Below are 24,708 nucleotides of genomic sequence, written 5' to 3'. Positions count from 1 at the left end.
TGTGACCGCCGGGGCGTCATACTTCCCGAGCCCGACGGTCGGGGTCTTCTGGCTGGGCCCGTTCCCGATCCGGATGTACGCGCTGTGCATCCTGGCCGGCATCGTCCTGGCCGTATGGGTCGCCGGCCGGCGGATGGAGGACCGCGGCTATCAGCGCGAGGATGCACTGACCGTCGCCTGGTGGGCGGTGCCGTTCGGCATCGTCGGCGGGCGGATCTACAACGTCATCACCTCGCCGCAGCCCTACTTCGGCGAGCACGGCAACCCCTGGGACGCGTTCGCCATCTGGCACGGCGGGCTGGGCATCTGGGGCGCGATCGCGCTCGGTGCCCTCGGTGCCTACATCGGCTGTCGCCGCAACGGCATCCGGTTCCTCGACTTCGCCGATGCGGCTGCTCCGGGTGTGGTGCTCGCGCAGGCGATCGGCCGCTGGGGCAATTACTTCAACAACGAGCTGCACGGCCGCACCACCGACCTGCCGTGGCGACTGAAGATCTACCAGTGGGACGAGAGCGCGGGACATGCCGTCAAGGACGCGGCCGGTCACCCGATCGTCGCCGGCTACTTCCAGCCGACCTTCCTCTACGAATCGCTCTTCCTGCTCGTCCTCGCCCTCTTCATCGTGTGGCTGGACCGGCGCTACCTGCTGGGCCGCGGCAAGTCGTTCTGGCTCTACGTGATGCTCTACCCGGTCGGCCGCATCTGGATGGAATGGATGCGGGACGACCCGGCCAACCACATCCTCGGCCAGCGGGTCAACGTCTGGGTCTGCATCCTGGTCTTCCTCGGCGGGCTGGCCGGCCTGATCATCTGTTCCCGGCGCCATCCCAACGGCCCCCGCGAGCCGATCCCCGGCGCCGAGGCCGAAAGCGCCGACCCCAGCGAGCCGAAGGCGGACGCGGCGCCCCAGTGACATAGGATCGCTGCGGCAGCGCGGGATGAACGCACCCGGTTCACCGGGTGAAGCGAAGGAGTATGACGATCGAACTCGCCGTCGAGCCGGCTCAGCCGGACGCCGACACCCCTTCCTTCGCGGTCGTGGTGCTGACGCAGGGCACTCGCCCCCCGGAGCTCCGTCGTGGCCTCGATTCGCTGCTGCGACAGACCGGAGTCCGGCTCGACATCGTCGTGGTCGGCAATGGCTGGGAGCCGGTCGACCTCCCGGACCGGGTGAAGTCACTCCGGCTCCCGGAGAACGTCGGCATACCCGCCGGACGCAACGCCGGCGTCGACCAGGTGACCGGCGACCTGCTCTTCTTCCTCGACGACGACGCCTGGCTGCTCGATGACGACTTCCTGGCCAAGTGCGCCGCGGAGTTCCGGGCCGACCCGACGATCGGCATGATCCAGCCGCGCATCGAGGACCCCTCGGTGGGGGACCTGCCGACCCGCTGGATCCCACGACTGCGCAAGGGCAGCCCCTACCGCTCGTCCAACGTCTTCTCCGTCGTCGAGATGGCGGTCGCCATCCGCCGGGAGGTCTTCGAGCAGACCCTCGGCTGGCCGGCGCCGTTCTTCTACGCGCATGAGGGCATCGAGTTGGCCTGGCGGGTGTGGGCGGCGGGCAGCCGCACCGTCTACCTCGGTCACCTGCGCGCCGGACACCCGGTCATCGACCCGCGCCGGCACGACGACTACTTCACCAAGAACGCCCGCAACCGGGTCTGGCTGGCGCGGCGCAACCTGCCCTGGCCGGTCAGCTGGGGGTATGTCGGCTCGTGGACCGCGGTGCAGCTGGTCCGCTCCCGCCACGTGCGCGAGAGCCTGCGCCCCTGGTTCGCCGGCTGGCGCGAGGGCTGGACGACCGAGCCCTGGGGTCCGGGTGAGCCGCATCGCAAGCTGCCCTGGTCCGCCGTATGGCGGATGGCCCGCAACGGCAGATGGCCGGTGATCTGAGATGACGATTCGTTCCTCATCGCCATCTCAATCACCTGGTGTCTTTTGTGAACCCGGATCTGAGATGACGATTCGTTCCTCCTGCGAGTCAGGTATCTGATGGGCACGAACAAACCAACGATCGAAGAGCTGCGGGAGCGCTCGCAGCCGGCGTCGGTCCGGGGCCGGAAGAACGCCGAGCACTGGTCGGGGGAGTACCTCCGGCACTACTCGCTCCACCTGACCCGGCAACTCGTGCCGACCCGTATGACGCCGAACGGTGTCACCGGCCTGATGATCCTGTCCGGCTGGTGCATCGGCCTGTCGCTACTGCTGCCCGGCATCGGTGGAGCGGTGCTGGCGGTCCTGTTCGCCCAGCTGCAGATGTACCTCGACTGTGTCGACGGGGAACTCGCCCGGTGGCGACAGCGCTTCAGCCCGGCCGGCGTCTTCCTGGACCGGGTCGCGCACTACACGACGGAGAGCTTCGTCGGGCTGGCGTTCGGGCTGCGCGCCGCCGGCGTCTTCGGCGGTCAGACGGGGGACACCGACACCTGGAAATACGCGTTCCTCGGTGCCCTCCTGATGACCGGCATCATGCTCAACAAGGCGCTCAACGACCTCGTGCACGTCGCCCGCGCGTTCAGCGGGATCGAGCGACTGCCGGACACCGCGGAGGCGAAGGCGGTGACCCGCCGCGGGCTGGTCGGCATCCTGCGGGCAGGGGCGCGCTTCCTGCCGTTCCACCGCATCTTCCACTCCGTCGAGCTCAGCCTGGTCGCGCTCCTGCTGGCCGTGCTCGGACTCCTCACCGGTGACGGCGTCGAGGTCTTCCGGATCGCGATGTGGGTCCTCGCCCCCGTCGTCTGGATCGTCGTGCTCGGACACTTCGTCGCGATCATGGCCTCCCCACGCGTGAAGGCGGCGCGTTGACGACCGTGCGCCGTCTCGGTCAGTCGTTGCTGGCCGTCGTCGGCCTGACCCTGCTCACCGCGCTCCTACTGGTCACCAGCGCGCTGGAGTTGTCAGACCCGATCGTCGCGGTGCTGGCGTTGCTGCTCACCGTGGGCCTGGTTGTGGTGGGCCGCCTGCGCCCGGGCCCGGCCCTGCGGCTGATGGCGCTCGTCGGGTTGATCGCGACCTTCGTCCCGTCCGTTCGGGAGGACAACACACCGTGGCTCGCCGCCGGCGCCGTGTTGATGGTGTGCGCGGGGCTGATCGGTGAACCGCTGGACAACAGGCTGGTCCCCAGGGTCCGTGTCGCGCAGTTGCCCGGTTTGCCGGACGACCGCCGGCCGCAGACGCTCGGCCCGATGGGTTCGGTGGTGCAGATCGGCATCGTGCTGTTCGCGTGTCTGCTGCTGGTCACGTCGTTCGTCGACCTACCCGACTGGACCGACTCGATCGTCCTGCTGATCGTGCTGGGCGTGCTCACCCGCAGTGGGCTGCAACTGCGCACGGCAGTCCTCGCCCGGCGGTCGAAGACCGTGAACAGGTCGGTCACCGACGCGCTGGTCGACTACGCGCCGGCCTTCTACATCTACTTCAGCGGACCGGTCGACGGCGACTACCAGGTGCGGATGTGGTTGCCCTACCTCGAGCAGCTGAACCTGCCGTATGCCGTGCTCGCGCGGGACCCGAAGATGCTCGCGCGCGCTGCGGCACTCACCGATCGGCCGGTGGTCGCATGTCAGCGACTCGGCAGCATGGACGACGTGATGGTGCCGAGCGTGCGGGCGCTGTTCTACGTCAACACCCACGCCCAGTGCGTCGACGGGGTGCGCTACCTGGACCGGACCCACGTGCACCTCAACCACGGTGACTCCGACAAGCCGTCGAGCTATCACCCGATGATCGGGATGTTCGACCAGATCTTCGTCGCCGGACAGGCGGGCGTCGATCGGTTCCGCCGCCACGGCGTGATCGTTCCCGAGGAGAAGTTCCGGCTGATCGGCCGTCCCCAGGTCGCCGACGTGCTGGACCACAACATCGATCCGTGCCCGGACCGCCGCACCGTTCTCTACGCGCCGACGTGGCGGGGCGGAGTGCAGGACATGTCGTTCAGTTCACTGGCGTATGGCGAGACGATCGTCCGCCACCTGCTGGATCTCGGTGTGCGGGTGATGTTCCGGCCGCACCCGCTGTCGTTGAAGGAGAAGGAGTCGGCCGCGACGATCGCCCGGATCGACGAGTTGCTGTCCACCGCCGCATCGGCAGCAGTGCCACACGTGACCAGCCAACGAATGCTGCACGGTTCGATCGCGGATTCCTTCAACGCCTCGGACGCGCTGGTGACCGACGTCTCGAGCGTCGCATCCGACTACCTGCACTCCGGCAAACCCTTCGCCGTCGTCGACGTCGGTGCGACGGGCTCGGGGCAGTCGGTGGATCAGGAGGCATACCCGGTGTTGCAGGCGGCATACGTCATCGACGTGGAGGGCGACATGAGCGCGCCGCTGCGCACGATGCTCGAGGAGGACCCGCTCGCTGCGACACGTTCGGAACTGCGGACCTATTACCTGGGCGACCACCCCGATGAGGTGAGCGCCTTCGTCGACGCCGCGGCCGCCGCCATACGGGGCACGTCCCCCACGACTCCATGAACGCACGAGTAACCCACGAGTAACCCAAGACTGGACGAAAGGTTAAGGTGCACTGCATGTATACCCTCGCTCTGCTGAACGGCGGTGTAGGCACACGAGTTGCTGCGGGTCAGCCCAAGCAGCTCATCCGGGTCAACCACATCCCGGCGATGATCTACCCCCTGGTCGCGGTCGATGACATCCCCGACATCGACCAGATCATCCTCAACTTCCCCCCGGGCTGGGAGGACACCATGCGCAAGCTGGTCGCCGACTACGCCATCAAGACGCCGATCACGTATGTCGAGGCGGGCGACACACGGCACGCATCCGTCGCCGCGATGCTGGAGCACTGCACCAACGAACACGTGATCCTGCACGAGACCGCCCGTCCGCTGGCGACCAAGGCCGAGTTCGAGGCGCTCATCGCAGCCGAGAAGGACAACGTCAGCTTCATGCTGGAGATCCCCTTCACCGTCGCGCCGGTCGACCCCGACACACAGCAGGTCACCGGGTCCCTGGAGCGCGCTCGGCTGCGCAACGTGCAGTTGCCGCAGAAGTTCCGCAAGACCACCCTCGAGGAGGGCCACGCCTACGCGCTGAAGGAGAAGGTCGTCTTCACCGAGGACGCCACCCTGTGCGCCGTCGCGGGCGCCGAGGTCTACTACATCCCCGGCAGCGACCGGAACTTCAAGATCACGACCAAGACGGACGTGAAGCTGGCAGGCTACTTGCTGGCGGGTGATGACGAAGATGAGTAAGACGATCCTGATCAGCGGTGCCTCCAAGGGCATCGGCCTGGCCACCGCCGAGCGGTTCTTCCGCGAGGACAACGACGTCACCGACTACGTGCTGCTCGCGCGCAAGTCGGACGACTTCGCGGAGGCCGAGAGGGAGCTGCTGGAGGACAACCCGTTCGGCAAGAAGGTCTTCTGCTACGAGATCGATCTGGGCGACCGCGACGCGATCGCGGCGCTGATGCCCAAGATCATCGAGAAGCACGGCAACATCGAGTTCCTGATCAACAACGCCGGTTACACCGCGCCCGACCCGATCCACGAGATCGATTTCGCCGACTTCGAGCGCACCATCGGCGTGAACCTCTACGCGCCCTTCCTGATCGTGCAGCACCTGCTGCACCTCGGCAACACCTTCGAGTACATCGTCAACGTCGCCTCGACCGCCGGCATCACCGGCCGGTCCGGCTGGCTGACCTACTCCAGCTCGAAGGCGGCGCTCATCGCCATGAGCCAGGTGCTCAAGGAGGAGCTGGCGATCTACGGCACCCGGGTCATCACCATCTCCCCGGGGCGATGCGCGACGGCACTGCGGCGCAAGCTCGCACCGGACGAGGACCCCACGACGATCATGCAGCCGGAGGACGTCGCCGACGCCATCCGGATGCTCACCAGCCCGGTGGGCCGCTACGTCGACAGCGAGAACCTCGTCGTCCGTCTCTGACGGCGTCGTCATTCCGAAAACGCCCGTCCGCAGTCACCAAACCGCGGGCGGGCGTGCGTGTGTGAGCCCTCGCACTTGCGCGACCTCCAGCGCGAACGCCGGATGAGCGGTGGGCGACCGCCTCGGTAACATTCGGATCGACTTTCCGCGCCCCGGGCGATCCCCGGCGGCACCACCCTCGAATCGGAGTGCTCCTTGCTCAAGCGTGAAGCCCGCACCCTGGCGGCCGTCCTCGTGGCGCTCGCCGGAACCCTCGTGCTGCTGTCCGGCGCGAAGGACGCCGGCGTGGTCATCTGGCTGGTGGGATACGTCGGCTGCACCTGGCTGTGCCGCAAGATGTGGAGTGGCCGCGGTCTCGGAGCGCACCTGATCGCGCGAGTGCTGCTCGCACTCGCGCCCGCCGGCCTGATCATCGACCACACCGTGGGTGTCGTGTGGGCGGCATGGACGGCGATCGCCATACACGTCGTGCTCGTGCGCAGTGAGCCACTGGTCCGGCGCGCGTTCGGCTACACCGGTGTGCGGGCGTCCGGGTTCGACCGCCTCGAACTTCGGGAGAAGAAGCCGCAGCTGGTTCGTGCCTACGGCCGGATCATGTTCGTGATGCCGCTCGTGCTGATCTGCGCGGGGTACTTCCACCTCAACGGCCTGTGGTGGTTGCTCGCGTCATGCATCGCCGGACTGTCCGCCGTCGCGGTCGTCGCCGACGCCTACGTCCGGCGCACAGCGTCCCGGCGCGCGCAGGATCTGCTGCCGTCGGTGCTCGACGAACTGAGCCCGGCCTTCGTCCTCTACTGGGACGCACCGCGCAACTCGCAGCAACAGCTGGCGATGTGGGTGCCGCACCTGCAGCACGTCGGCGTGCCGTTCTTCGTGATGATCCGGGACCGGCGCAGCTACCCGCAGGCGGTAGCCGCCTGCGGCGACGTACCGGTCCTGCACTGCCCGACGATGGCCTCGGTGGAGCGCGCACGCACCGACAGCCTGCGAGCCGCGTTCTACGTCAACAACGCTGCGCGCAACTCGCACTTCGTCCGCTACAGCGAGCTGACCCACATCCAGCTGTTGCACGGCGACAGCGACAAGGCGCCGAGCTACAGCCCGGTCACGGCGATGTTCGACAAGATCTTCGTCGCCGGCCAGGCGGGTATCGACCGGTATGCCGCGCACGACGTGCTCATCCCGGACGAGAAGTTCGAGATCGTCGGGCGCCCACAGGTCGTCGGTATCGATCGCCGGCAGAGCGACACGCTCGACCTGACCGACGCCACGGTGCTCTACGCGCCGACCTGGAAGGGCTTCCACGAGGACACGGCATACAGCTCGATCCCGCGTGCGCTGGACATCCTCGGCGAGGCGCTCGATCTCGGCTGCCGGGTGATCTTCCGGGCGCACCCCTACAACGATCGGGACCCGGAGTTCGCCCGCATCGCCGCGCAGGCCTGTGAGCTGCTCGCGGCGGACGCCGCGTCGACGGGCCGGGCCCACGTCTTCGGCCCGGCCGCGGCGCAGGACATGTCCATGGAGGACTGCTTCAACGCCTCGGATGCCATGATCGCCGACGTGTCGAGCGTGGTGGCCGATTATCTCTACTCCGAGAAGCCGATCCTGCTGGTGAATCCCGGTCAGGAGTCCGCGGATTTCGCCGAGGAGTTCCCACTGGCATCCGCGACGTATGTCGTGGACGGGTCGCGCGAGCAGGTCCGTGCCGCGCTGACGGCTGCGGCCACCGACGACCCGCTCGGGACGGTCCGCCGGGAGAAGCGCACCTACTACCTGGGTGATTTCCCCGAAGAGACCTACGAGGAGGGCTTCCTCAAGGCCGCTGCCAAGGTGTCGCACGCGCCGTGGCCGCCGGTGCGACCGGCCGACGACCACAACACCGAACTCGCTACTCCGCCTGCTTGAGCCGCTCGATCCGGGTGCGGGCGCGCTCGGCGTTCAGCGGGGCGATGACGAGTGAGCGGTAGCCCTTCCTGCTGATCACCACCTCGTCATACGTGACGGGCACGCGGGAGATCTCACCGGCGCGCTCGCGTTCGGTGATCTGCTCGATCGCCTTCTCGATGTCGTCGAAGTCGACACCGGGCAGGTCGGCCACGTCGAACTCCCACCACTTCAGCTCGAGCAGGCGCTCGATGATCTCGTCGCTGAAGCGCTTGCCGATCACCTTCGCCGGGAGACCGCCGACGATGGTGTAGGGCTCGACGTCCTTGTTGACGAAGGCGCCCGCAGCGACGATCGCACCGTCGCCGATGGTGACCCCGCGTCGGATCAGCGCATTGGCGCCGATCCAGACGTCGTTGCCGATGGTGGCGTTCTGCATCGTCTTCGGGTCGATGTTGCCCTCGTGCCGTTTGATCGTGCGCGGCTTCGAGTCGGCTTCCGGCGGGTAGTAACGGAACCGCTTCGCGTCGTGCACGGCGGGGGAACTCGTGAGCCAGGTGACCGGGTGCTCGCCCTCGCCGATCGTCACGTCCGGACCGATGCTCGTGTAGCGGCCGATCGTGTCGATGTAGCGGATGCGTCCACTGCGCAGGAAGCTGTAGCGACCGATCGCGATGTCCCGATAGACGTGCATGGTCGTGTTGTTCAGCTGTGCCGGTGGCTCGAAACGAACCTTGATGTGCCCGGGGCCCGCACCGAAGAAGCCGAGTCCGGGCTGGATCCGCAGCCCGTGCTTGCGCAGTCCGATCCAGGGATTGTTCGTCGGTTTACTGCCCTTGGCGCCGCCTGCTGGCAAGGGCGGCGTACCGCCCGTGGCGGCGGGCGGCGCCGCGGGCGCCGGGACCTCTCCGAGCACGCGCCACCCCATGGTCCGCACGGGTGCCACCACCCGTGTGCGTATGCCGTCACGGACGCTCGACCGGAAATTGCTCATTGCTGCGGTGCACACCTCATTGATCGTCGGACAAGGTCCGCAGAGCCTACAGCGCCGGCCGTTCTGGTCCGGCAACCCGCCGGGCGGTGCGGCGTCCTCAGCAGGCCGGTTCCGTCGAATGCACATGCTGCGTACATGGAAGGGTTCTAGGCTGTCCCGACCGGCTCGGGGAGAGTCGGTGGGAGGAGGAGATTTCGTGGTGAAGGTGTCGGTCGTCGTAGCGGTCTACAACCCGGGGCAGGAGATTGACAAGCTGTTGGAGAGCTTGGACGCGCAATCCATGCCGCGCGATGAGTTCGAGGTGATTTTCGCCGACGACGACTCGACGGACGGTACGCGCGAACGGCTACGCGACTGGGCTCGGGAGCGGCCGAACGTCCGGGTTCTGCACAACACGCCGAATTCCGGTTGGCCCGGGCGGCCGCGCAACCTCGGCATCGACGCCGCGAAGGGCGAGTTCGTCTTCTTCGCCGACAACGACGACAAGTTCACTCCGAAGGCGTTGGAGTGGATGTACGACTACGCGCACGCGAACCAATCGGACGTCGTGGTGACGAAGGAAGTCGGAGTCGGCGCCGATCGCGGTGTGATGGGCCCGATTTTCCGGAAGAACATCCCGGACGCGAAGCTCGGAACGGACCCCATCCTGGGCGTTCTCACACCGCACAAGCTGATCCGTACTTCGTTGCTGCGCGAGCACGGCATCCGCTTCCCGGAGGGGCGCGTCCGTCTCGAAGATCACTACGTCGTGATCGCTTCGTATTTCGCAGCGAAGCGGATCTCCGTGCTGGCCGACAGGCTCTGTTACTACTGGATGCGGCGCGAGTCCAGCGGCGAGAATGCGCAGTTCAGTAGCGCAACGCCGGCTGTCTACTACGCAGGAGTGGCCAGGGCGCTCGAAGTGGTCGAGGCGAACACCACCCCTGGGGACTTCCGAAACGAGCTCTACAGCCACTGGTACATCACCAAGATGCTCGCTCGGCTGGGGGGCGGGTTCTTGACGCGCTCGCCGGCGAGTCGGGAACGGCTGGTCGAGGCGTTGCGCGAAGTGAGCACCCGATTCGGGATGGACGAGCGCATGTTGCCGTACCTCGGCGCCGGCACCCGTGCGCGAGCGCAGTTGCTGCACCACGGGACCGTCGACGATCTGTGCGACCTCGCGAAGGTGAACCGGGTGACGTCTCGTGTCAGCGTGGACGAGTTCACCTGGACCGACGACGGGAGACTGTCGTTGTCGGTCCGTGCGGAGTTTGTGTACGAGGACAGCAAGAAACCGGTTGAGCTGCTGACGCGAGACGGCCGCGTCTACTGGGAAGTCCCGGCGATGGGTGGGCGCCTGGATCCGATCGATGTGAGCGACTGTGTCGGGAAGGTCATGGTCGATGTGCTGGCGACCGACCGGACGACCCACGAGATGCGCTACCTGGTGTCTCGCAGCAGACCGGTCCTCTCCACCGATCGCATCGCCGCCATCACGGAAGTCGTCATCGATCCAGCCGAAATCTTCCGGGAGAAGCCGGTCGGCACCGTCATCGATCTGCGGACTCGGTTGACCGGCTTCGGCTGGACCTCGATCGCCCGCATACCGGTCCCGAAGTTCGCTGGGCTCCCCGCTGAGAGATCCGCCCCGGAATATGGGCGTGTTCAGGCCTACGGCACCAAGGGTTACGGGAAGCTGAGCCTGAAACTGGTCGATGCTGACGGCCGCCCGCGCCTGCCGAAGGAGGCCGTGAGCAGCAGCCGCGAGGCCGGTGACGACGTCCCCGGCTGGGGTGAACTGGCCGTCCTCCTCACCCACGCAGCGACTCGGAAGCTGCGGCGTACGGCCGGTAAGGCACGGCGCGTGGCGACCACGGCACGGCGCTGAACGCCCGTCTCGCATCGCGAGACGCTGAGTCCACTTTGTGAGCACCCCCCGAAGGGTGGTAGTCTGGGCGGGCCTTGGAGGCCAGCGTCGTCCTCACAAGGTTCGGTTATCCCATTGAACGACGCGCGTTCGGCGTCGTTCACGACGACTGGACGGTGAGTTTTGACGGCGCAGAGTAGTTTTTCCGCGGTTCCGGCAGCGCAGGGCCTCTATGACCCGGCGCGAGAGCACGACGCGTGCGGTGTGGCCATGGTGGCCACCATGCGCGGCACGGCCGGACACGACATCGTCGATCACGCGCTGACCGCGTTGCGCAATCTGGAGCACCGCGGCGCGACGGGCGCGGACCCGGCGGTCGGCGACGGCGCCGGCATACTCACGCAGATCCCGGACGACTTCTTCCGTGCGGTCTGTGACTTCGACCTGCCGGCCAAGGGCACGTATGCCGTGGGCATCGCGTTCCTGCCGACCGATCCCGAGCAGCAGTGGTACATCGGTGAGCGCTTCGCGCAGATCGCGGCCGAGGAGGGCCTGCGCGTGCTCGGCTGGCGCGACGTGCCGACCGACCCGGAGCTGGTCGGTCAGGCAGCACAGGCCGTGATGCCGGTCTTCCGGCAGGCGTTCGTGGCGGCCGCCGAGGGCGAGCTCGCGGGCGTCGAGCTGGATCGCAAGGCCTACGCACTGCGCAAGCGCATCGAGGCCGAGCGGGACGTCTACTTCCCGTCGCTGTCCGGCCGGACGATCGTCTACAAGGGCATGCTGACCACCGGTCAGCTGGAGCCCTTCTACCCGGACCTGTCGGACCGGCGGTTCACGACCGAGCTGGCGCTGGTCCACTCGCGCTTCTCGACCAACACCTTCCCGTCGTGGCCGCTGTCACACCCCTACCGGATGATCGCCCACAACGGCGAGATCAACACCGTGCGCGGCAACCGCAACTGGATGCGTGCCCGCGAATCCACTTTGCACAGTGACGCTTTCGGTGGCGACATCGAGCGACTCTTCCCGATCTGCACCGACTCGAGCTCCGACTCGGCCAGCTTCGACGAGGTGCTCGAACTGCTGCACCTGGGCGGCCGCAGCCTGCCGCACGCAGTGCTGATGATGATCCCCGAGGCGTGGGAGAACCACGAGACGATGGACCCCGCCCGCCGGGCGTTCTACGAGTACCACTCGGCGATCATGGAGCCCTGGGACGGGCCTGCCTGTGTCGCCTTCACCGACGGCACCCTGGTCGGTGCGGTCCTGGACCGCAACGGGCTGCGCCCGGGCCGGTATGCCGTGACCGACGACGGACTCGTCGTCCTGGCCTCCGAGGCCGGCGTGCTCGACCTGGACCCCGCGCACGTGGTGCGCAAGGGCCGGCTGCAGCCGGGCCGGATGTTCCTGGTCGACACCGCACAGGGCCGGCTGATCAGCGACGACGAGATCAAGCGTGACCTCGCCGCCGAGCACCCCTACGAGGACTGGCTGCACGCCGGCATCATCAAGCTGTCCAAGCGCCCCGAGCGTGAGCACGTGTGGCACACCCCGGCGTCGGTCGTGCGCCGCCAGCAGACCTTCGGCTACACTCACGAGGAACTACGGATCCTGCTGACGCCGATGGCGCAATCTGCCGCCGAGGCGCTGGGTTCGATGGGCACGGACACCCCGGTCGCGGTGTTGTCGGACCGCCCGCGGCTGCTCTTCGACTACTTCAGCCAGTTGTTCGCTCAGGTCACCAACCCGCCGCTGGACGCGATCCGCGAGGTGCTGGTCACCTCCCTCGGCACCCTGATGGGTCCCGAGCACAACGCGCTCGAGGTCGGCCCGCAGCACGCCCGGCAGGTCGAGCTGGACTTCCCGGTCATCGACAACGACGAGCTGGCCAAGCTGGTCAACCTCAACAACGAGGGCGATTTCCCCGGCTACCAGACGTACGTCATTCGCGGCACCTACCGCGTCGCCGGTGGCCCGAGCGCGCTGCGCGCGCGGCTGAAGGGCATCTGCGCCGAGGTGTCGCAGGCGATCGAGGACGGCCACCGCTTCGTGGTGCTGTCCGACCGGGAGAGCACCGCCGCGTTCGCGCCGATCCCGTCGCTGCTGCTCACCGCCGCCGTGCACCACCACCTGGTCCGCGAGAAGACCCGCACCCAGGTCGGCCTGCTGGTCGAGGCCGGCGACGTGCGCGAGGTGCATCACGTCGCGCTGCTGATCGGGTATGGCGCGGCCGCCGTGAACCCTTACCTGGCAATGGAATCCGTAGAGGACCTGGTCCGGCGCGGTGCCATCACCGGCGTCACTCCGGAGCAGGCCGTCAAGAACCTGATCTATGCGCTCGGCAAGGGCGTGCTGAAGGTCATGTCCAAGATGGGCATCTCGACCGTGGCGTCATACCGCGGCGCGCAGGTGTTCGAGGCACTCGGCCTCTCCCAGGATCTGATCGACGAATACTTCACCGGCACGGTGTCGCGGATCGGCGGCATCGGGCTGGAGGAGATCGCCGAGGAGATCGCGCAGCGGCACCAGACGGCATACCCGAAGAACGGCCTGCACCAGTCGCACCGCACGCTGGACACCGGCGGCGAGTACCAGTGGCGTCGTGAGGGTGAGCCGCACCTCTTCGACCCGGAGACCGTCTTCCGGCTGCAGCACTCCACCCGGTCACGTCGCTACGACATCTTCAAGCAGTACACCCAGCGGGTCGACGACCAGTCGGAGCGGCTGATGACGCTGCGAGGACTGTTCTCCTTCAAGGGAACTCGGCCGAGCATCCCGATCGAGGAGGTCGAGCCGGTCAGCGCGATCGTCAAGCGTTTCTCGACCGGTGCGATGAGCTACGGCTCGATCAGCAAGGAAGCGCACGAGACGCTCGCGATTGCCATGAACCGACTCGGCGCGCGCTCCAACACCGGTGAGGGCGGTGAGGATCTCGACCGCCTGCTGGACCCCGAGCGGCGTTCGTCGATCAAGCAGGTCGCGTCCGGACGTTTCGGTGTCACGTCGGTCTACCTGACCGAGGCGGACGACATCCAGATCAAGATGGCGCAGGGTGCCAAGCCGGGGGAGGGCGGTCAGCTGCCCGGTCACAAGGTCTACCCGTGGGTGGCCTCGACGCGGCACTCGACGCCCGGTGTCGGCCTGATCTCCCCGCCGCCGCACCACGACATCTACTCGATCGAGGACCTGGCGCAGCTGATCCACGACCTGAAGAACGCCAACCCGCAGGCGCGGATCCACGTCAAGCTCGTCTCCGAGGTCGGCGTCGGCACCGTTGCGGCGGGCGTGTCCAAGGCGCACGCGGACGTCGTGCTCGTGTCGGGTCATGACGGTGGCACCGGCGCCGCACCGCTGACCTCGCTGAAGCACGCGGGCGGTCCCTGGGAGCTCGGCCTCGCCGAGACCCAGCAGACGCTGCTGCTCAACGGGTTGCGCGACCGGATCGTCGTGCAGACCGACGGCCAGCTCAAGACCGGTCGTGACGTGATGATCGCCGCACTGCTCGGTGCCGAGGAGTACTGCTTCGCCAGCGCGCCGCTGGTGGTCAGCGGCTGCATCATGATGCGGGTCTGTCACCTCGACACCTGCCCCGTCGGCATCGCGACCCAGAACCCCGAGCTGCGTTCGCGCTACACCGGCAAGCCGGAGTTCGTGGAGACCTTCTTCGAGTACATCGCCGAAGAGGTTCGAGAGTTGTTGGCGGAGTTGGGTTTCCGCAGCCTGGACGAAGCGATCGGACAGGTCGGCCTGCTCGACACCGAGCGCGCGGTCAACCACTGGAAGGCCGCCGGTCTCGATCTGGCGCCGATCCTCGCCGACGTCGAGCTGCCCGAGGGCACGCCGCGCCGGCACGTCATACCGCAGGACCACGGGTTGGCGAAGGCGCTCGACCAGCAGCTGATCACGATGAGTCACGACGCGCTGGAGGACAGGGTCCCCGTCCGTCTCGACCTGCCGGTCGCCAACGTCAACCGGACGGTCGGCACGATGCTGGGCCACGAGGTCACCAAGCGCTACCCGGAGGGCCTGCCGGACCAGACGATCGACGTGACGCTGACCGGTGCGGCCGGGCAATCACTCGGTGCGTTCCTGCCCGCAGGTGTCACCCTGCGTCTCTTCGGTGAGGCGAATGACTATGTCGGCAAGGGACTTTCGGGTGGACGCGTCGTTGTTCGACCACTGCGCGACGCGTCGCTGGTCGCCGAGCAGAACGTGGTCGCCGGCAACGTCATCGGGTATGGCGCGACGTCCGGGGAGATCTTCCTGCGCGGTGTCGTGGGCGAGCGGTTCTGCGTGCGCAACTCGGGCGCGACCGCCGTCGTCGAGGGCGTCGGTGACCACGGGCTGGAGTACATGACCGGCGGTACCGTGCTGATCCTCGGACCGACCGGACGCAATCTCGGAGCCGGTATGTCGGGCGGGGTCGGCTACGTGCTGGACCTCGACGAGCAACTGGTCAACCGCGAGCTGGTCGACGTGAGCCCGCTGCGCGAGCAGGATCTGGCCGCAGTGCACGAACTCCTCGAGAAGCACGTGGAGTGGACCGAATCCGCTGTCGCCACAAAGCTTCTGGCGCAGTGGCCGGTCAGTGCCGAGCGCTTCTCGCTGGTGCTGCCTCGCGCATACCAGCAGGTGCTCGACGTGCGAGCGAAGGCGACCGAGGAAGGTCTCGATCCGGACGGCGATGTCGTCTGGGAACGAATCATGGAGGTGTCCCGTGGCTGACCCACGCGGCTTTCTGAAGGTGCGGGAGCGCAGCCTCCCGGAGCGTCGTCCGGTCCCGGTGCGGATCAAGGACTGGAAAGAGGTCTACGAGGAGCAACAGCGCAGCGACCTGCAGCAGCAGGCCGGCCGGTGCATGGACTGCGGCATACCGTTCTGCCACCAGGGATGCCCGCTGGGCAACCTGATCCCGGAGTGGAACACCCTTGCCTGGCGCGGCGATTGGCCGGATGCGATCGACCGGTTGCACGCGACCAACAACTTCCCGGAGTTCACCGGCCGGCTGTGCCCGGCCCCGTGCGAGACGGCCTGTGTGCTCGGCATCAGCGAGCCCGCGGTCACCATCAAGCAGATCGAGGTGACCACGATCGAGGAGGCCTTCGCCGAGGGCACCGTCGAGCCGCAGCCGCCGGAGCGGCTGACCGGTCGGACCGTGGCCGTCGTCGGTTCCGGTCCGGCGGGTCTGGCGGCCGCGCAGCAGCTGACGCGCGCGGGACACACCGTTGCTGTCTTCGAAAAGGCGGACAAGCCAGGCGGATTGCTGCGCTACGGGATCCCCGAGTTCAAGATGGAGAAGTCCGTCGTGGACCGGCGCATCGACCAGATGACCGCCGAGGGCACCCGTTTCCGCTGCAACACCGAGGTCGGCAAGGACATCACCTGGGCGCAGTTGCGCAGTCGGTATGACGCGGTCGTCGTCTCGATCGGGGCGACCGTCCCGCGTGACCTGCCCGTCCAGGGCCGGGAGCTCGACGGCTTCGTGCAGGCGATGGACTTCCTGCCCCCGGCCAACCGGGTCGCGCTCGGCGAGCGCGTCGAGGGCCAGGTCACGGCCGAGGGCAAGCACGTGGTCGTGATCGGCGGCGGTGACACCGGCGCGGACTGCATCGGCACCTCGCTGCGGCAGGGCGCGAAATCGGTGACTTCGCTGGAGATCATGCCGCGCCCCGGCGACGAGCGTTCCGCGGCGCACCCCTGGCCGACATACCCGATGATCTTCCGTGTCGCCAGCGCGCACGAAGAGGGTGGCGAGCGGGTCTACTCGATCAGCACCAAGGAAGCGATCGACGACGGCACCGGCAAGCTGCGGGCGTTGCGGGTCGTCGAAGTTCGTTCTGGTTCAAACGGATTCGAAGAGGTCGAAGGAACCGAGCGGGAGCTCGAGGCAGACCTGGTGCTGCTTGCGATGGGCTTCCTCGGACCGTTGACCGAGAGTCTGGTCGGCGACCTGGGAGTCGAGCTCGACGAGCGTTCCAACGTGCGTCGCGACGGCAACTTCATGTCGTCGGTGCCCGGTGTCTTCGTCGCCGGGGACGCCGGCCGCGGCCAGTCGCTGATCGTCTGGGCGATCGCCGAGGGACGTGCCGCCGCGCACGGCGTCGACGCGTTCCTGTCCGGTGGTCACTCCGACCTGCCGGCGCCGATCGCTCCGACGGACCGCCCGCTGACCGTGTAATTGCGGGTCGAGGGGCGCGAGGTACGACGCCGTACCGCGACCCCGCTCGAAGTTACTCACTCGTATGCCGGACGGTGGACCCGACCAAGTGTTGGGCTGCCGTCCGGCTCACTAGGGTTGAGGCATGCGTCGAGCCAAAATTGTCTGCACCCTTGGACCTGCCACTGCAGCACCGGAGAAAGTACGAGAGCTCGTCGATGCCGGGATGGACGTCGCGAGACTGAATCTCTCGCACGGCGCCTACGCCGATCACGAGCAGGTCTACCGGGCGATCCGCGCGGCGTCGAACGACGCCGGCCGGGCCGTCTGCGTGATGTGCGACCTGCAGGGCCCGAAGATCCGCACCGGCACGTTCGCCGACGGACCGATCACCCTCGAGAACGGCGACCGGTTCACGATCACGATCGATGACATCGAGGGTGACCAGAGCCGAGTTTCCACTACTTACAAGGGATTGCCGGGCGATGTACGGGCCGGCGACCTGCTGCTGATAGACGACGGCAAGGTCTGCCTGCGAGCCCGCGAGGTGACCGAGACGGATGTGCATGCCGAGGTGGTCGAGGGCGGTCCGGTCTCCAACCACAAGGGCATCAACCTGCCCGGCGTCGCCGTCAGCGTGCCGGCATTGTCGGAGAAGGACGAGGCCGACCTGCGCTGGGCCCTGAAGCTGGGCGCCGACGTCATCGCACTGTCCTTCGTGCGCGATGCGAGCGACATCCGCCGTGCGCACGAGATCATGGACGAGGAGGGCCGTCGGGTGCCGGTCATCGCGAAGGTCGAGAAGCCCCAAGCCGTGGACAATCTCGCCGCGATCATCGATGCGTTCGACGGTGTGATGGTCGCCCGCGGCGACCTCGGCGTGGAGTTGCCACTCGAAGAGGTGCCGCTGGTCCAGAAGCGCGCGATCGAGATCTGTCGTCGCAATGCCAAGCCGGTGATCGTCGCGACGCAGGTGCTCGAGTCGATGATCGAGAACTCGCGGCCGACCCGGGCCGAGGCGAGCGACTGTGCCAACGCCGTGCTCGACGGTGCCGACGCGATCATGCTGTCGGGCGAGACGAGTGTCGGTGCCTGGCCGATCGAGGCGGTGCAGACGATGGCGCGGATCATCGACAGCACCGAGGAGCACGGGCTGGACCGGGTGCCGCCGCTGGGCACCCGGCCGCACACGAAGGGCGGCGCCGTGACCGCAGCCGCCGCGGAGGTCGGCGACCTGCTCGACGTGCGTTACCTGGTGACGTTCACCGAGTCGGGCGACTCGGCGAAGCGGATGTCGCGCATCCGCAGCGCCCGCCCGATGCTGGCCTTCACCCCCGAGCAGTCCACCCGCTCGCAGCTGGCGATGGTCTGGGGCGTCGAGACCTATCTGGTGCCGCAGGTGAAGCACACCGACCAGATGGCGATGCAGGTCGACGAGTTGCTGCTCAGCTCCGGTCGGGCCGAGGAGGGCGATCTCGTGATCATCGTCGCCGGCTCGCCTCCCGGCATACCCGGCTCGACCAACGCCCTGCGTGTGCACCGCATGGGTGACGCCAAGAACAAGACCGCGCCCGCCTACCACTGACCCGCCACCTCATTGAGCGGCATACCAACGCATTGACCGGCGTACGAAGACGGGCCGATTTCGTACGCCGCTCAGTGCGGAGGTATGCCGCTCAATGAATAGGGGCAGCCGAGCGCCCTTCCGCGAGTGACCGATTGGAGTCACGGGCAGCGGCTCCCGTATGCTGTCCCAGCACTCCCGCCGGAGTGGTGGAACGGCAGACACGGAGCACTCAAAATGCTTTGCTCGAAAGGGCGTGCGGGTTCAAATCCCGCCTCCGGCACCAGCTGATCGATGCGTTCATTGAACGAACCCCGCGGAACCGGCGCACACTGAAGGTGGCCCGGCCGGACCGGGCCGCTGAGGGGGTTGGACATGACATACCACGTCTCGCTGGCCATGGCGTTGCCACTGATCATTCTCGGCGCGCTGCTGATCGGCTACTGCCTCGTCGACATCGTGCGCACCCAGGAGCCGCTGCTACTGCGCAAGTGGCAGTGGGCGCTGGCCGTCCTCGTCCTCGTGCCGATCGGCGCGATCTGCTACGTGCTCATCCAGAAACTGCATCTGGTGCAGACGGCGGGCGCGACGCCCGAGGAACTCAGCACCAGCGTGGGAACACACCTGCACCTGCCCGAGCACTGACTCGCGCGTCGTCCAGCGGCGCCTCCTTGGCGACGCCTGGCGGCGGTGTTGTTTGATGGTCCGCATGGCACTTTTCGGCAAGCGGCGCGACACGACCGGCGACGCGATCGAGGCGTTCTGGACATGGTGGTCCGAAGGCGGCTCCGGCCAGGTTGCGATGGCCGACCCGGAGACGGGGACCGCGCCGCTGCTCGACCCCCGGGTGCACGCCATCAACAGCGGACTCGCATGGGAGATCGCACCCGGCACGGAGTCGGCGCAACTGCTCGTGGTGACCGCGGACGGCGACCCGGAGCTGCGGTCGGTCGCACGTCGCTGGCTGGCAGCCGCACCCCCGGCCGAGTTCGTGTGGTCGTATGCCGACAGCCGGCAGCCCGCCACGACCATCGCGGGACGCGTGCTGAAGTTCGAGGGTCACGAGTTCGACCTCGGCGCCGTACAGGTCGGGGTACGCCGCACCGGCAGCCGCGTCGACGTGACGGTCTATCACCCACAACTCGCCGAGGTGTCCGAGGACCAGCGACTCGGCGTGTGTTTCATCGCGCTCGACACCGCACTCGGCGAGGAGATGACCGAAACGTGGATCGGCGAGCTCCAGCCGATCACCACGCCTCCGCTCGACGGCTTCGGCCTCACCGGCCTGCGTGCCGTGGTGCGTGACCTGCGCGAGGAGTTCACCGACGACAACGGACACCCGCAGTGGATCTCGTTGCAGGGCACGGGTCCTCGCGGTCCGGTCACTGCCGGGGCGCAGGTCCCGCTCGCCGCCGCGTCGGCGCCGCAGCTCGACCAGCACATCGTGGTCGCGGTGCCCTACAGCGAGCGGGAGGACGACGGTCTGCCGAGCGCCGCGACGATCGCGGAGCTGGAGCGCCTGAAGAGCCACGTCACCGAACGGCTCGAGGAGCAGGGCAGGGTGGTCGCGCATGAGTGCAGCGGCGGCCTCTGCCTGGTCCATGTGTATGCCGATGGCGCCACACCCGCGGCGGAGCAGATCAAGGCCGCGGTGACCGGCTGGCCCGACGGGACCGTCAAGGTGAGCGTCGAAGCCGATCCCGGCTGGTCCGGCGTGGCCCACCTGCGCGGCTGACCGTGTTCGACCACCGATGCTCGAGTACCAGCGAGTAACGCTCCGGTCGCCGCGCGTGATTAGCTAATGCGCGTGACGAACCAACGAAGCGGCGTGCAGGTGCTCGTCGCCGAGGACGAAGCGATCATCCGACTCGATCTCGCCGAGATGCTGCGCGAAGCCGGGTATGACGTAGTCGCCGAGGTCGGCGACGGCCGCCAGGCCGTCGACCGGACCCGCGAGCTGTCACCCGACCTGGTGGTGATGGACGTCAAGATGCCGGTGCTGGACGGCATCAGCGCGGCGGACGAGATCGGCCGGGACGGCATCGCACCGGTCGTGATGCTGACCGCGTTCTCCGACAAGGAACTGGTGGAACGCGCATCCGACGCCGGCGTGATGGCCTACGTGCTGAAGCCGTTCACGATCGACGACCTGGAGCCGGCGATCACCGTCGCCCGTTCCCGGTGGGCCGAGCGCAAGGCGCTGGAGGGCGAGGTGGCCGACCTCGGAGACCGACTCGAGACGCGCAAGCGGATGGACCGGGCCAAGGGCATCCTGATGACCCGGCTCGGGCTGGACGAAGCGGCTGCGTTCCGCTGGATCCAGAAGACCGCGATGGATCGCCGGCTGGGCATGCGTGAGGTCGCCGACGCGGTCATCTCCGGTGCCGCAACGGAGGACTGAGTGGTGCTCCCGGCCGATTTCGTTGCCCAGTCAACGAGACCGAACCGGCAGGGCGTAACGTGCGGTGTTGCACATGGCTCGGGGTCATTGGCGGAGGTTCGGCACATGGAAGAAAATTCCGGACAAGCACATTCGATAGGCACTGCGTCGACGCGACGACAGTCTGCTTCGACCCCTGCCTGCGCGGCATGAGCCTCAAGACGAGGTCGGCTGTGCAGGTCACCCGGGTCGAGTCGGGGGACCAGGAGGATTTCGTCGCCCTGTGGCGGCAGTCCAAGGACGCCGAGGGCCATAGCGGTGAGCAGATCGACCGTGCGCTGCGCGATGGTCGGCTGACGCGTTCCTGCGCCCGCTCGGACGTGCGGATCTACCTCGCATGCATCGACAGCGAGCCGGTCGGCTACTCGATCGTCATGTCGGGCCCGGTCTCGGCCCTGCACGACACGCTCGCGGTCTGGCTGGACGTGCTGTGGGTCAAGCCGGGCAAGCGCCAGCGAGGGATCGCCGCCGCGCTGCTCAACACCGTTGCGGCATACGCCGAGCACATCGGTGCACCCGAGGTGGTGTCGTGTGTGCCGGCCAGCAGTCGCGACGCCAACCGGTTCTTCGCCCGGCTGGGCTTCACCGCGGTCGTCACGGAGCGCAGCACCACACCGGCCGCGCTGCGGCGACGCCTCGCCGGCCCCGAGTTCTCCGCCGTCAGCGACGCGGTTCGCCGTCGCCGGTCCCTGCGGGCCCGTGCGCGCGAGTCGGCGCTGGTGAAGTAGCCGGCACCCTCACGTCGCCTGCGGCGCGGAGTCGCGCAGCAGGCAGGTGATGCGGCTGGTGCACAGCCGGTTGCCCTGGTCGTCGGTGATGACGACCTCGTATGACGCAAGCGTGCGACCCAGCGACAGCGGTGTCGCCGTGCCGGTGACCAGACCCGAGCGCGCTCCGCGGTGGTGCGTGGCGTTGATGTCCAGGCCCACGGCGATGCGCCCCTCGCCCGCGTGCAGGGCCGCGCCGACCGACCCGAGCGTCTCGGCGAGCACGACGCTCGCGCCACCGTGCAACAGGCCGTACGGCTGGTGGTTGCCCTCGACGGGCATGGTCGCGACGATGCGCTGCGGGCTCGCCTCCACGAACTCGATGCCCATCTTCTCGCCGAGAGTTCCGGCGGTCATGTCATGGAAGAGCTTGATCAGGTCGGCGTCCGCGGCGGTGGTGGGGGACTGCGTCGTCTTGTCGGTCATGCCCCTTAGGCTGCCACGTGTGAAACGCCTCCTGCTCCTCGACGGTCACTCGCTCGCCTACCGCGCGTTCTACGCGCTGCCCGTCGAGAACTTCTCGACGTCCACCGGGCAGCCCACCAATGGCGTCTACGGCTTCACCTCCATGCTGATCAACGTGCTGCGGGACGAGGAGCCCACGCACGTCGGCGTCTGCTTCGACGTCTCCCGGCAGACCTTCCGCGCGGAGGAATACGCCGAATACAAGGCCGGGCGCGCCAAGACTCCGGACGAGTTCAAGGGGCAGGTGTCGCTCGTCCACGAGATTCTCGACGCGCTGAGGATCCGCTACATCGAGTTGGCCGGCTGGGAGGCCGACGACCTCATCGCGACCCTGTCGACGCAGGCGGAGGCGCAGGGGTTCGACGAGGTGCTGATCGTGTCCGGCGACCGTGACGCCATGCAGCTGGTCACCGACAAGGTCACCGTGCTCTATCCCGCCAAGGGTGTCTCCGACCTGTGGCGGATGACGCCGGCCAAGGTCGAGGAGCGCTACCTGGTGTCCCCGGAGCGTTATCCCGACCTGGCCGCGCTGGTGGGGGAGAAGTCCGACAACCTGCCGGGCGTGCCCGGCGTCGGCGCGAAGACCGCGGCCAAGTGGCTCGGGCTGTATGGCGACCTGCCCGGCATCGTCGATCACGTCGGCGAGATCAAGGGCAAGGTCGGCGACTCGCTGCGGGAGCACCTCGACGGGGTGCTGCGCAACCGCCGCCTCAACCAGCTGGTCCGCGACGTGGCGATCGACGTCACCGTCGACGACCTGGAGCGCCAGGTGTGGGACCGCGACCAGGTGCACCAGGTCTTCGACGGCCTGGAGTTCCGGGTGCTGCGCGAGCGGCTGTTCGCGACGCTCGAGGCGGCCGGTGATGAGGCTGAGGGTGCAGTCGAGGTCGAGGGTTCGGTGCTGGCACCCGAGGAGGTTGCCGGCTGGGTCGCCGACAACCTCAGCACGACCGAACGCGCCGGCCTGCACGTCGTGGGCGACTGGTCGCGGGGCACCGGCGATGTGCGTGCGCTCGCCGTCGCGGTCGGCGAGGAGGACTCGGCACGGGCGGCATACTTCGACGTCACCGAGCTGACACCGGCCGCCGAGAAGGCCGTGCGCGACTGGTTGGCAGACCCGGCGCGACCGAAGGTCGTCCACGACGCCAAGGGCCCACTTCAGGCGCTGTATGCCGCGGGCCTGCCGCTGACCGGGCTGGTCAGCGACACCGCACTGGCGGCATACCTCGTGCGACCCGACCAGCGGGCCTACGACCTGGCCGACCTGGTGCTGCGCTTCCTGCGCCGCGAGCTGCGGCCCGAGCAGGACAACCCGGCCCAGGGCATGCTCGACCTGGACGGGCACGACCACCAGGGCGAGGAGGCGATGGTCCAGGCGCGCGCCGTGCTCGACCTGTCGACCGCCCTCGACGAGCAGGTCGCCGAGACCGGCGGCACCGAGCTGCTGGCGAAGATGGAGCTGCCGCTGGTCGACCTGCTCGCGCAGATGGAGCGCGTGGGCATCCACGTCGACCCGGAGCTGCTGGACCGGCTGGAGAGCGACTACGCCGACGCCCTGGACCGCGCGGCCGAGGACGCCTACGAGGCGGCCGCGGGCGAGCGGATCAACCTCGGCTCCCCGAAACAATTGCAGGTGCTGCTCTTCGACAAGCTCGGCATGCCCAAGACGAAGAAGACCAAGACCGGCTACACCACGGACGCCGACGCGCTGACCGACCTCTACGCCAAGACCGAGCACCCGTTCCTGGAAGCCCTGCTGCGACACCGCGATTCGGCGCGCCTGCGGGTGACGGTCGAGGGGCTGACCAAGTCGATCGCCGACGACGGGCGCATCCACACCACCTACCAGCAGACGATCGCCGCGACCGGCCGGCTCTCGTCGACCGACCCCAACCTGCAGAACATCCCGATCCGCACCGAGGAGGGCCGCCGGATCCGTGAGGCGTTCGTCGTCGGTGCGGGTTACGAGTCGCTGATGTCGGCCGACTACAGCCAGATCGAGATGCGGATCATGGCGCACCTGTCCGGCGATGAGGGACTCATCGAGGCCTTCCGCAGCGGTGAGGACCTGCACCGGTTCGTCGGGTCCCGGGTGTTCGCCGTCGAGCCGGCCGACGTCACGGCCGAGATGCGCGCCAAGGTCAAGGCGATGTCCTACGGCCTCGCCTACGGCCTGTCGGCATACGGCCTGTCCAAGCAGCTGGCGATCAGCGCCGGTGAGGCGACGACGCTGATGGAGGAGTACTTCACCCGGTTCGGGGGAGTGCGCGACTACCTGCGGGAGATCGTCGACGTGGCCCGCAAGACCGGCTACACCGAGACGATGCTCGGCCGCCGCCGCTACCTGCCCGACCTCACCTCGGACAACCGGCAGCGGCGCCAGGCCGCCGAGCGGATGGCGCTCAACGCGCCCATCCAGGGTTCTGCCGCCGACGTGATGAAACTGGCCATGCTGCACGTGCGCGACGCCCTCGCGGCAGCCGACGTGAAGTCACGGATGCTGCTGCAGGTGCACGACGAGCTCGTGATCGAGATCGCGCCCGGCGAGCAGGCTCAGGTCGAGGAGATCGTGCGCCGTGAGATGGGCAACGCCATCGAACTCGACGTGCCGCTGGACGTCAGCATCGGCGTCGGCAACTCCTGGCACGCAGCGGCACACTGAACCAGAGG

Annotated in this window: 18 protein-coding genes and 1 tRNA gene; 17 read left to right on the top strand and 2 right to left on the bottom strand. The window is 67.9% G+C overall.

The genetic code is table 11. The features are described from left to right. Position 1 precedes the first annotated feature (1 nt). From lgt to VG502_RS06695, 7 genes are all read left to right on the top strand, one after another. Complete coding sequence (lgt, locus tag VG502_RS06725) at positions 2–913, top strand: prolipoprotein diacylglyceryl transferase (protein ID WP_325549253.1); 912 nt, start codon at positions 2–4, stop codon at positions 911–913. A 62-nt stretch (positions 914–975) separates the two neighbouring features. Then, positions 976–1,896, top strand: coding sequence for a glycosyltransferase family 2 protein (locus tag VG502_RS06720; protein WP_325549252.1), 921 nt, complete (start codon positions 976–978; stop codon positions 1,894–1,896). A 99-nt stretch (positions 1,897–1,995) separates the two neighbouring features. After that, positions 1,996–2,808, top strand: coding sequence for a CDP-alcohol phosphatidyltransferase family protein (locus VG502_RS06715; RefSeq protein WP_325549251.1), 813 nt, complete (start codon positions 1,996–1,998; stop codon positions 2,806–2,808). A 5-nt stretch (positions 2,809–2,813) separates the two neighbouring features. After that, positions 2,814–4,478, top strand: coding sequence for a CDP-glycerol glycerophosphotransferase family protein (locus VG502_RS06710; protein ID WP_325549343.1), 1,665 nt, complete (start codon positions 2,814–2,816; stop codon positions 4,476–4,478). Between the two features lie 56 nt (positions 4,479–4,534). Continuing rightward, a complete protein-coding gene (locus VG502_RS06705; protein WP_325549250.1) occupies positions 4,535–5,218 on the top strand; it encodes an IspD/TarI family cytidylyltransferase in 684 nt (227 codons plus the stop codon). Continuing rightward, positions 5,211–5,918, top strand: coding sequence for an SDR family NAD(P)-dependent oxidoreductase (locus tag VG502_RS06700; protein WP_325549249.1), 708 nt, complete (start codon positions 5,211–5,213; stop codon positions 5,916–5,918). Before VG502_RS06705 ends, VG502_RS06700 begins: the two co-directional genes overlap by 8 nt. A 195-nt stretch (positions 5,919–6,113) precedes the next feature. Next, on the top strand, positions 6,114–7,826 hold the full coding sequence (locus VG502_RS06695; protein ID WP_325549248.1) for a CDP-glycerol glycerophosphotransferase family protein: 1,713 nt from the start codon (positions 6,114–6,116) through the stop codon (positions 7,824–7,826). On the opposite strand, the gene VG502_RS06690 is transcribed toward VG502_RS06695, so the two are convergent. Further along, positions 7,810–8,799, bottom strand: a complete 990-nt coding sequence (locus tag VG502_RS06690; protein ID WP_325549247.1) for a CatB-related O-acetyltransferase — start codon at positions 8,797–8,799, stop codon at positions 7,810–7,812. The genes VG502_RS06695 and VG502_RS06690 overlap by 17 nt on opposite strands. Before the next feature lie 196 nt (positions 8,800–8,995). On the opposite strand from VG502_RS06690, the gene VG502_RS06685 reads away from it, so the two are divergent. The 9 genes from VG502_RS06685 (at position 8,996) to VG502_RS06645 (ending at position 21,534) form a co-directional block, all read left to right on the top strand. After that, entirely contained in the window at positions 8,996–10,666 is a 1,671-nt protein-coding gene (locus VG502_RS06685) for a glycosyltransferase family 2 protein (RefSeq protein ID WP_325549246.1), read from the top strand. 249 nt (positions 10,667–10,915) lie between these two features. After that, complete coding sequence (gene gltB, locus VG502_RS06680; RefSeq protein ID WP_414655709.1) at positions 10,916–15,370, top strand: glutamate synthase large subunit; 4,455 nt, start codon at positions 10,916–10,918, stop codon at positions 15,368–15,370. Next, complete coding sequence (locus VG502_RS06675) at positions 15,363–16,823, top strand: glutamate synthase subunit beta (RefSeq protein WP_325549244.1); 1,461 nt, start codon at positions 15,363–15,365, stop codon at positions 16,821–16,823. Before gltB ends, VG502_RS06675 begins: the two co-directional genes overlap by 8 nt. Before the next feature lie 124 nt (positions 16,824–16,947). Beyond that, positions 16,948–18,387: a pyruvate kinase gene (gene pyk, locus VG502_RS06670; RefSeq protein WP_325549243.1), complete on the top strand. Its 1,440-nt coding sequence runs from the start codon at positions 16,948–16,950 to the stop codon at positions 18,385–18,387. A 179-nt stretch (positions 18,388–18,566) separates the two neighbouring features. Next, positions 18,567–18,652 (top strand) — tRNA-Leu (locus VG502_RS06665). 89 nt (positions 18,653–18,741) lie between these two features. Next, a complete protein-coding gene (locus tag VG502_RS06660; protein WP_325549242.1) occupies positions 18,742–19,011 on the top strand; it encodes a hypothetical protein in 270 nt (89 codons plus the stop codon). Between the two features lie 64 nt (positions 19,012–19,075). Further along, positions 19,076–20,101, top strand: a complete 1,026-nt coding sequence (locus VG502_RS06655; protein WP_325549241.1) for a DUF695 domain-containing protein — start codon at positions 19,076–19,078, stop codon at positions 20,099–20,101. 72 nt (positions 20,102–20,173) lie between these two features. Continuing rightward, entirely contained in the window at positions 20,174–20,767 is a 594-nt protein-coding gene (locus VG502_RS06650) for an ANTAR domain-containing response regulator (protein WP_414655708.1), read from the top strand. A 188-nt stretch (positions 20,768–20,955) separates the two neighbouring features. After that, a complete protein-coding gene (locus VG502_RS06645) occupies positions 20,956–21,534 on the top strand; it encodes a GNAT family N-acetyltransferase (RefSeq protein ID WP_325549239.1) in 579 nt (192 codons plus the stop codon). A gap of 9 nt (positions 21,535–21,543) precedes the next feature. Here VG502_RS06645 and VG502_RS06640 read toward each other — a convergent pair whose 3' ends face one another. Further along, the gene (locus tag VG502_RS06640) at positions 21,544–21,999 is read right to left on the bottom strand and encodes a PaaI family thioesterase (RefSeq protein WP_414655707.1); all 456 of its coding nucleotides are present in this window, start codon (positions 21,997–21,999) and stop codon (positions 21,544–21,546) included. Between the two features lie 19 nt (positions 22,000–22,018). Here VG502_RS06640 and polA point away from each other — a divergent pair, with 19 nt between their 5' ends. Then, positions 22,019–24,700, top strand: a complete 2,682-nt coding sequence (gene polA / locus VG502_RS06635) for a DNA polymerase I (protein WP_325549238.1) — start codon at positions 22,019–22,021, stop codon at positions 24,698–24,700. Positions 24,701–24,708 lie beyond the last annotated feature (8 nt).

Source organism: Flexivirga sp., from assembly GCF_035551235.1.
In the GTDB taxonomy this organism is placed as follows: domain Bacteria; phylum Actinomycetota; class Actinomycetes; order Actinomycetales; family Dermatophilaceae; genus Flexivirga.
Note: the sequence above shows the minus strand (reverse complement) of the source record. Positions and strands in the feature narration are given on the sequence as shown.